Genomic DNA, 7,104 nt, shown 5'->3' with positions numbered 1-7,104 from the left:
GGCCGGTGATGAGGGTGGTCCAGCCCTGGCCATGGTCGATGATGAGGATCTGGCCGTAATCGCGATAGGGGCCGGCGAAGGCGATGCGGCCCGTCGTCGGCGCGATCGCCTGCGCGCCGGGCTGCGTCACCAGGGTGAGGCCGCGCGAGCGGACGCCGCCGTCATTGACTTCGCCCATTCCGGTGACGAGCTGGCCGATGACGGGGAGGCGGTAGGCGGGCGGGCCGCTGGCGCTGCGTTCGCGTTCGGGGGCGGGCGCTGTGGCTTCGCTCGGGCGGGCTGGGCGGAGCAGCGGGCCGGAGAGGGCGGCGAGCCGGTCGCGCAGGTCGCCGGCTTCTTCCAGCCGGTCCATCAGGTCGACGATGTCGCGGGCTTTCTCACCCAAGGCCAGCGCGCGTTCGCTTTCGAGGCCGGCATTGGCGCGATAGTCGCGGGCGGCGACGCGCTTCTGCGCTTCCAGTGCGGCGAGCGCGTCCTGCCGCTGCTGTCGGTCGGCCTGAGCGCGGGCGAGCGAGTCGGCGGCCTGCTGGGCGGTGGCGCGGAGCGCCCGGCTTGCTTCCAGCTCGGCGCGCAGGCCGGCGGTGCGCTGTTCGATGACGGGAAGAACCTGGCCCAGCACGGCGCGCATATGGACGGCGTTGGCGACCGATCCGGGCTGCACCAGCGCGAGGGCGAGGGGGCGGCGGGCCATCATCTGGAGCGCGGCGGTCAGGCGGACCACGGGTTCCTGCTTGGCGGCGAGGCGGGCAGCCTGGGCGCGCTGCTGGCGGGCGATGATAGCGATCCGGGCGCGGGCGGCGGCGATGTCCGCCTCCGCCTGCTGGATGCGGGCGGCGAGCGCGGCGGCGCGGCGGCGGGCCTGCTCGGCCTCATCGCGGGCGAGGCTGGCCTGCTGCTCCAGCCGGGCGGAACGCTCGCGCGCCTCGTCCGACTGGCGGCGGGCGTTTTTGAGCGCCTGCTGTTCCTGCGCCAGCGTCGTGCCGGCGGTGCCGGGGAGGATGATCGCGTTGTCGGGGGCGGCTGGCAGGCGCGTGGCGGCGAGGGCCGCTAAGCCCGTCAGTCCGACCGCGATGAGGAAAGCCCGCTTCACCCTATGCCCCCGATTTCCGCCTGAGTAAGGGCAAAGGGGCGGTATGGCTAGAGCAGCGCCCCCATGAATATGAGCCGTTTGCCCTGCGCCTGTGGAAGGGGGTAGTGAGGGCTTCGACAGGCTCAGCCCGAACGGACGTGGGGTGATCTCGATTCGAGGCGGGTTGCCCTTAGCCGTCGCGATGATAGGGGTGGCCTGAGAGGATCGAGCAGGCGCGCCAGAGTTGCTCGGCGAGCATGGCGCGCGCCATCATGTGCGGCCAGGTCATCGCGCCGAAGGCGATGAGGAGGTCGGCATTATTGCGATCGGCGTCATCGAAGCCGTCGGCCGCGCCGATGAGGAAGCGGCATTCGCGCGTGCCCGCGTCGCGCCAGCCCTCGACCCGGCGGGCGAAATCGAGCGAGGTGAGTTGCTTGCCCTTTTCGTCCAGCATCACCGTTATGGTGCCGGGCGGGGCGGGGGGTAGCTTGCCGCCCCCGCCCTTGCCCAAGGCGTCGGGGAGTTCGGTGATGCGGTGGGGCATGGTCAGCCGCTTGATATAGCGGTCGACCAGATCGGCCTCGGGTGAGCGGCCGATTTTCCCGCGGGCGATGATGTGGAGGAGCAAGGCGGCACCTGACACCGTTCGCCCTGAGCGAAGTCGAAGGGCGAGGCTGAGCGGAGCGAAGCACTTCGCCTTCGCTCAGTGATGGGCTTCGACTTCGCTCAGCCCGAACGGAACAGCGTGATATCAGGCGTTGCCGGCGATCGGTGCGTCGACGAAGCCCCACATGCGTTCCAGATTGTAGAAGCTGCGCACTTCGGGCTTGAACAGATGCACGATCACGTCGCCCGCGTCGATCAGCACCCAGTCGGCGACCGGGAGTCCTTCGACCCGCGCGGAGCGGCCGGTTTCCTTCTTGATCCGCTCGGCCAGATGCTGGGCCATCGCCGCGACCTGACGCGACGAGCGGCCGCTCGCGATCACCATATGATCGGCGATGCTGCTCTTGCCTTCGAGAGGGATGGAGATGGTTTCCTGCGCCTGGTCGTCGTCGAGCGACTGCATGACAAGGGCGTGCAGGGCGGCCACGGAATCGGCGCTGGGCGCGATGTCGTTGGCGGGGGCGGGGTTAGACAAACAAGCTCCAATCTAGACGATGTACCGGCGCGTGAGCGGGTCGCGCACACGCGTTGCTTCATATTCGCGATGCCAGAGGGGGTCCGCCTGCCGCAGCAGGGTCGCCGATCTTGGATCAGGGCGGAAGCGCAATAGCACGAGCGCCGGCACACTCCAATTCGTCCAGTCTGCACTCTGGCGCGCGGGCCGGACGAAGCGCCGCAGCCAGCTCGTGGCCGCAGAGCCACGGGCGGCGTCATCATAACCCGGTCGGGCGATGACGGCAATGGGCAAAAGCCGGGCTATGCCGCGCCAGTCCCTCCACTGGCCGAACTGGGCGAGATTGTCGCCCCCCATCAGCCAGATGAAGTCATGGCGCGGATAGCGGTGACGCAGGCTGCGCAGCGTGTCGATGGTGTAGCGGGTGCCGAGCTGCCGCTCGATCGCGGTGACGCGGATCGGCGCCCGCCGGGCGATGCGCCGGGCGTGCGCGACGCGGGCGCGGAGCGGGGCCATGCCCTTGGCAGCCTTCAGCGGGTTGCCCGGCGATACCAGCCACCAGATTTCATCGAGGTCGAGCGCGTCGCGGGCGAAGAGAGAGATGGCGCGGTGGCCGCCATGGGCCGGGTTGAAGGAGCCGCCGAGCAGGCCGATGCGTGACATGGCCCAGCCATGCCAGCGCATGGGGCGCGGGGCAATGGGCGCATCGCGGGGTTTAGCGCCCGTCCATCATCGGCCGACGCTTGGCGACATAGGGTATCTGATCGAGCTTCGCCATCAGATCGGCGAAGGGATTGTCGCGATCGGGCGCGTCCCGCCGGGCGGGCGGACGCGGCTCCCGCTCGCCATCGCGCCGCTTGGGCGGACGGCGGATGAAATTCACCTTCCACATGGCACTCTCCGTGGGGCAGGCGGCGCGGATTGTAAGGTCGCTGTGCTGCCTTGTTCAGGTGAGATACGCGGGGGGAAGGCGTATGTTCCTGTATTTCTCGGGCGTGACCACCAGGTTGATGCAGCGGCGTCAAACCCTGACGTCACCCCGGGCTTGACCCGGGGTCCCGCTTATTATGCCTGAGCTGCGAAGAAGCGGGACCCCGGGTCGAGCCCGGGGTGACGAGGTATTTGATGACGATGCTTCAGTCGGCCAGCGACAGGTCGGCCGAGGGCAGGGCGCGGGCTTCGTCGGACTGGGGGTCGCGGGTGAGGACGTCGAGCGGCTCCACCGCCTCGATCTCCTTGCCGCCGGTTTCGACATTGAGGTCGCGGAAGCGGCGACCGGCGGGGAGGACGCTGCGGTCGAAGCTGCCGACGAACTTGTTGTAATTGTCGACGGCGCTGGTGAGTCCCGAACCGAGGCGCTTCAAGTGCGTGGCGGCGGTGGCGAGGCGTTCGTAGAGCTGCTTGCCGAGTTCCGCGACTTCGCGGGCCTGGTCCTGCATCTTGGCCTGCCGCCAGTGGCCGGCAAGGGTGCGGGCCAGCGGCAGGAAGGTCGCCGGGCCGCAGATGATGACGCGGTTGCGGGCGGCGCGTTCCCACAGGTCCATGTCGGCTTCCAAGGCGGCGGTGACGAAATTGTCGCCGGGGACATACATGATGACGAAGTCGGGGGCCTTGGCGAACTGTTCCCAATAGGCCTTGCGCCCCAGCGCGTCGGCATGGGTGCGGACGGCGCGGGCATGGTCGGCGAGGTGGCGGTCGCGCAAGGCCGGATCGACCTGATCGACCGCGTTCAGATAGGCTTCGAGCGAGCATTTGACATCGACCACCAGCTGCTGGTCGCCGGGCAGGCGGATGATGAAGTCGGGGCGCAGACGGCCTTCCTCCACCGCGACCGAGACTTCCTCCTGAAAATCGACGAAGGGGGAGAGGCCGGCGGTTTCGATGAGGTTCTTGAACTGCTGCTCGCCCCAGCGGCCGCGGGTCTTGGGCGCGGCGCGCAGGGCATTGACGAGCTTGGCGGTTTCCTCGGTGACGCGGCCCTGGCCCTGCTGCACCTGGACGATCGCCTCGCGCAGTTCGGCATAGCTGCCGACCCGCTCCTTTTCGACCCGGGCCAGCCCTTCCTCATAGCGTTTGAGCGTGGTTTCGACCGGGTTGAGCAGGGTCTTCAATTGCGCCTCGCTCTTCTCGCTGGCCTGGGCGAAGCGCTGGTCGGCGCGGGTCAGGAACTGGGTCTGGGCGCTTTCTAGCAGGCGGCCGCCGATTTCGCTGAACTGGGCGGACAGCTGCTCCTTGGCGTCGCGGAGCGCGACGATCTGCGCCTCGAAGGCTTCGGCGCGGGCCTGGGCGTCGGAGCGCAGCGCCGCGAGGTCACGGAGAGCGGCTTCGCGCTCGGTGCGGAGGGCGTCGAGCTGGCGGGCGGCGTCGGCTTGCGCCGATTCGAGGCGGGCGGCGTGGGCAGTTGCTTGACTTACGCGCTCCTGTTCGACGGCGAGTTCGGCGATGGCGGCGTTGCGCTGGGCCGTCGCGGTGTCGAGGCGAGCGGCGAGGTCGGCCTTTTCGGCGGCGAGCGGCGCGAGGGCGCGGCTGCGCAGCAGCCAGCCGGCAAGGAGGCCCACCAGCAGCGCGACGACGATCGAAAGGGCGGCGAGGCTGTCCATTTGCTTTCCCGATAAGAACGAAAGGCGAACCTAGCGGCAGGGGGCGATGGCGGCAAGTGGAACAGCGAGTGGGACAGCTGATTGGCGGTGTGAAAAGTCGTTAGGTGGCTGGCAAACTCCCTCTTTCGTCATGCCGGGCGCGACCCGGCATCCCGCTTTTCAGTGACCAACGCAGAAGAAAAGCGGGGCCCCGGATCAGGTCCGGGGCGACGAGTGAAGGGAGGTTCGTCGGTCACGCCGCCTGTGCCGTGGGAGCGGCGAAGCGGGTGCGGTAGTCGCCGGGGGAGAGGCCGACGAGGCGGTGGAAGAGTTTGCGGAAGGCGGCGGGGTCTTCGTAGCCGACGCTCCAGGCGATCTGGTCGACGGTGCGGCGGGTGAATTCGAGATGCTCGCGCGCTTTCGCGACTCGCAGATGCTGGACATATTCGATCGGAGTCATGGCGGTTGCCGCCTTGAACCGGCGCTGGAAGGTGCGTTCCTCCAGCCCCGCCTGCGCCGCCATGTCGCGCGTGCCGATCGCCTTGCCCTCGCGCGCGGCGAGCCAGTGCTGGACCCGCAGCACGGCTTCGTCGCCATGGGTCATGCGCGGCATGAAGCGGGCGAAATGGCGCTGCTCGCGCCCCGCCGGATCGACCAGCATGAACTTGCCGGTTTCCAGCATGACGGTGGGGCCGAGCATCCGGTCGACCAGCCGGAGGCCGAGATCGGTCCAGGCCATGAGGCCGCCGGCGGTGATGAGGTCGCCATCGTCGATCACGATGCGGTCGCAGTCGAGCTTCACCGCCGGGAAGCGGGCGCGGAAATCCTCCGCGAACCACCAGTGGGTCGTCGCCGGGCGGCCGTCCAGCAGGCCGGTCGCGGCGAGCAGGAAGGCGCCGCCGCAATTGGAGGCGAGCGTCGCGCCCGCGCCGTGGCGGTCGAGCAGCCAGCGGGCATAGGGGGCGGCTTCCTGCGCGTCGGGGACGCCGGAGAGGCGGCCGGGGACGAGCCAGATGTCGGGGGTGCCGTCACCGCCCGGATGCGTGTCATGGCTACGGGCGAAGCAGCCATCCGGTTGGCTTTGCCAGTGGCTGACGCGCAGGATCGGACCGCCATGGCCGGCCGAGAATTGCCCCGCGATGGCGAGCAGGTCGGTCATGCCATGGACCATCGCCTGCTGGCAGCCGGTATAGAGAAGGATGCCGATTTCGCCCCTGATCCGGTCGGTCATGTCCATGCGGGTGCCCTTTGTCGGAATCGGCCCGCTTAATGTCGGGGCCGCCAATGCCGATCCTCCGTCATCTCCCCTAATCCTGCAAGCACAGGGCGCATGGGCGTCCAGACCAAGGGACGGAAGGGACTTCATCATGAGCAGCTTCATCACCACCAGCAAGGACGGCGCGCGCATCTTCTACAAGGATTGGGGTCCGCAGGGCGGACAGCCGATCGTCTTTTCGCATGGCTGGCCGCTGTCGGCCGACGCCTGGGACGCGCAGATGGTCTATTTCGCCGACCGGGGCTTTCGCACCATCGCCCATGACCGCCGCAGCCATGGCCGCTCGGACCAGACATGGGCCAACAACAATATGGACCAATATGCCGACGATCTGGCCGACCTGATCGAGGCGCTCGACCTGACAGATGTGATTCTGGTCGGCCATTCGACCGGGGGCGGGGAAGTGACCCGCTATGTCGGCCGGCATGGCACGGCGCGGGTTGCCAAGCTGGCGCTGATCGGCGCGGTGCCGCCGCTGATGCTCAAGACCGAGGCCAATCCGGGCGGCCTGCCCATCGAGGTGTTCGACGGCATCCGCAAGGGGACGTTCGACAATCGCAGCCAGTTCTTCCGCGACCTCACCATCCCCTTCTACGGCTATAATCGCGACGGGGCGGCGGTGTCGGAGGGGATCAAGGACGAGTTCTGGCGGCAGGGGATGATGGGTGGCCTGAAAGGGCAGCTCGACAGCATCCGCGCCTTTTCCGAGAGCGACTTCCATGCCGACCTCGCCAAGGTCGATGTGCCGACGCTCGTCCTGCATGGCGACGACGACCAGATCGTGCCGATCGGCGCGTCCGCGCTTTCCACCGTCAGGATCGTTACGGGTGCGACACTGATCGTGTATGAAGGCGCGGACCATGGGCTGACCCAGACGCATCAGGACCGGTTCAACGCCGACCTGCTCGATTTCATCAAGGGCTGACCACGCCAATCCGTTCGCCCTGAGCGAAGTCGAAGGGCCTGACCGACCGAAGGGAGGTCACTTCGCCTCCGCTCAGTGAGGGGCTTCGACTTCGCTCAGCCCGAACGGACTTTAGGATTTTCAAGGAGATTTCCC

8 protein-coding genes are annotated in these 7,104 nt (G+C 68.2%); 1 reads left to right on the top strand and 7 read right to left on the bottom strand.

Annotated features, from left to right (window positions below; all coding sequences use genetic code 11):
• From V2B31_RS14910 to V2B31_RS14880, 7 genes are all read right to left on the bottom strand, one after another.
• A partial coding sequence (locus V2B31_RS14910; protein ID WP_328279870.1) for a murein hydrolase activator EnvC family protein occupies nucleotides 1-1,090 on the bottom strand: 1,090 nt, incomplete at its 3' end.
• A 169-nt stretch (nucleotides 1,091-1,259) separates the two neighbouring features.
• Nucleotides 1,260-1,697 carry a 23S rRNA (pseudouridine(1915)-N(3))-methyltransferase RlmH gene (locus V2B31_RS14905; RefSeq protein WP_328279868.1) on the bottom strand — a complete coding sequence of 146 codons (438 nt, stop codon included), beginning with the start codon at nucleotides 1,695-1,697 and terminating at the stop codon, nucleotides 1,260-1,262.
• A gap of 123 nt (nucleotides 1,698-1,820) precedes the next feature.
• A complete protein-coding gene (gene rsfS, locus V2B31_RS14900; protein WP_328279866.1) occupies nucleotides 1,821-2,210 on the bottom strand; it encodes a ribosome silencing factor in 390 nt (129 codons plus the stop codon).
• 12 nt (nucleotides 2,211-2,222) lie between these two features.
• A complete protein-coding gene (locus V2B31_RS14895) occupies nucleotides 2,223-2,852 on the bottom strand; it encodes a nicotinate-nucleotide adenylyltransferase (protein ID WP_328279864.1) in 630 nt (209 codons plus the stop codon).
• Between the two features lie 52 nt (nucleotides 2,853-2,904).
• The gene (locus tag V2B31_RS14890) at nucleotides 2,905-3,081 is read right to left on the bottom strand and encodes a hypothetical protein (protein ID WP_328279862.1); all 177 of its coding nucleotides are present in this window, start codon (nucleotides 3,079-3,081) and stop codon (nucleotides 2,905-2,907) included.
• Between the two features lie 244 nt (nucleotides 3,082-3,325).
• A complete protein-coding gene (gene rmuC / locus V2B31_RS14885; protein WP_328279860.1) occupies nucleotides 3,326-4,789 on the bottom strand; it encodes a DNA recombination protein RmuC in 1,464 nt (487 codons plus the stop codon).
• Between the two features lie 232 nt (nucleotides 4,790-5,021).
• Entirely contained in the window at nucleotides 5,022-6,005 is a 984-nt protein-coding gene (locus V2B31_RS14880; protein WP_328279858.1) for a GlxA family transcriptional regulator, read from the bottom strand.
• Between the two features lie 130 nt (nucleotides 6,006-6,135).
• Here V2B31_RS14880 and V2B31_RS14875 point away from each other — a divergent pair, with 130 nt between their 5' ends.
• The gene (locus V2B31_RS14875; protein WP_328279856.1) at nucleotides 6,136-6,969 is read left to right on the top strand and encodes an alpha/beta fold hydrolase; all 834 of its coding nucleotides are present in this window, start codon (nucleotides 6,136-6,138) and stop codon (nucleotides 6,967-6,969) included.
• Nucleotides 6,970-7,104: the final 135 nt, after the last annotated feature.

The organism is Sphingobium sp. (genome assembly GCF_036170395.1).
GTDB lineage: Bacteria > Pseudomonadota > Alphaproteobacteria > Sphingomonadales > Sphingomonadaceae > Sphingobium.
The sequence above is the reverse complement of the archived record's forward strand: the minus strand, read 5'-3'. Positions and strand labels throughout refer to the sequence as shown.

Coding starts and splice junctions, on each gene's coding strand:
- V2B31_RS14895 (WP_328279864.1), bottom strand. CDS start 2,852: ATGTCACGCATCGGCCTGCTCGGCGGCTCCTTCAACCCGGCCCATGGC.
- V2B31_RS14890 (WP_328279862.1), bottom strand. CDS start 3,081: ATGTGGAAGGTGAATTTCATCCGCCGTCCGCCCAAGCGGCGCGATGGC.
- V2B31_RS14875 (WP_328279856.1), top strand. CDS start 6,136: ATGAGCAGCTTCATCACCACCAGCAAGGACGGCGCGCGCATCTTCTAC.
- V2B31_RS14880 (WP_328279858.1), bottom strand. CDS start 6,005: ATGGACATGACCGACCGGATCAGGGGCGAAATCGGCATCCTTCTCTAT.
- rmuC (WP_328279860.1), bottom strand. CDS start 4,789: ATGGACAGCCTCGCCGCCCTTTCGATCGTCGTCGCGCTGCTGGTGGGC.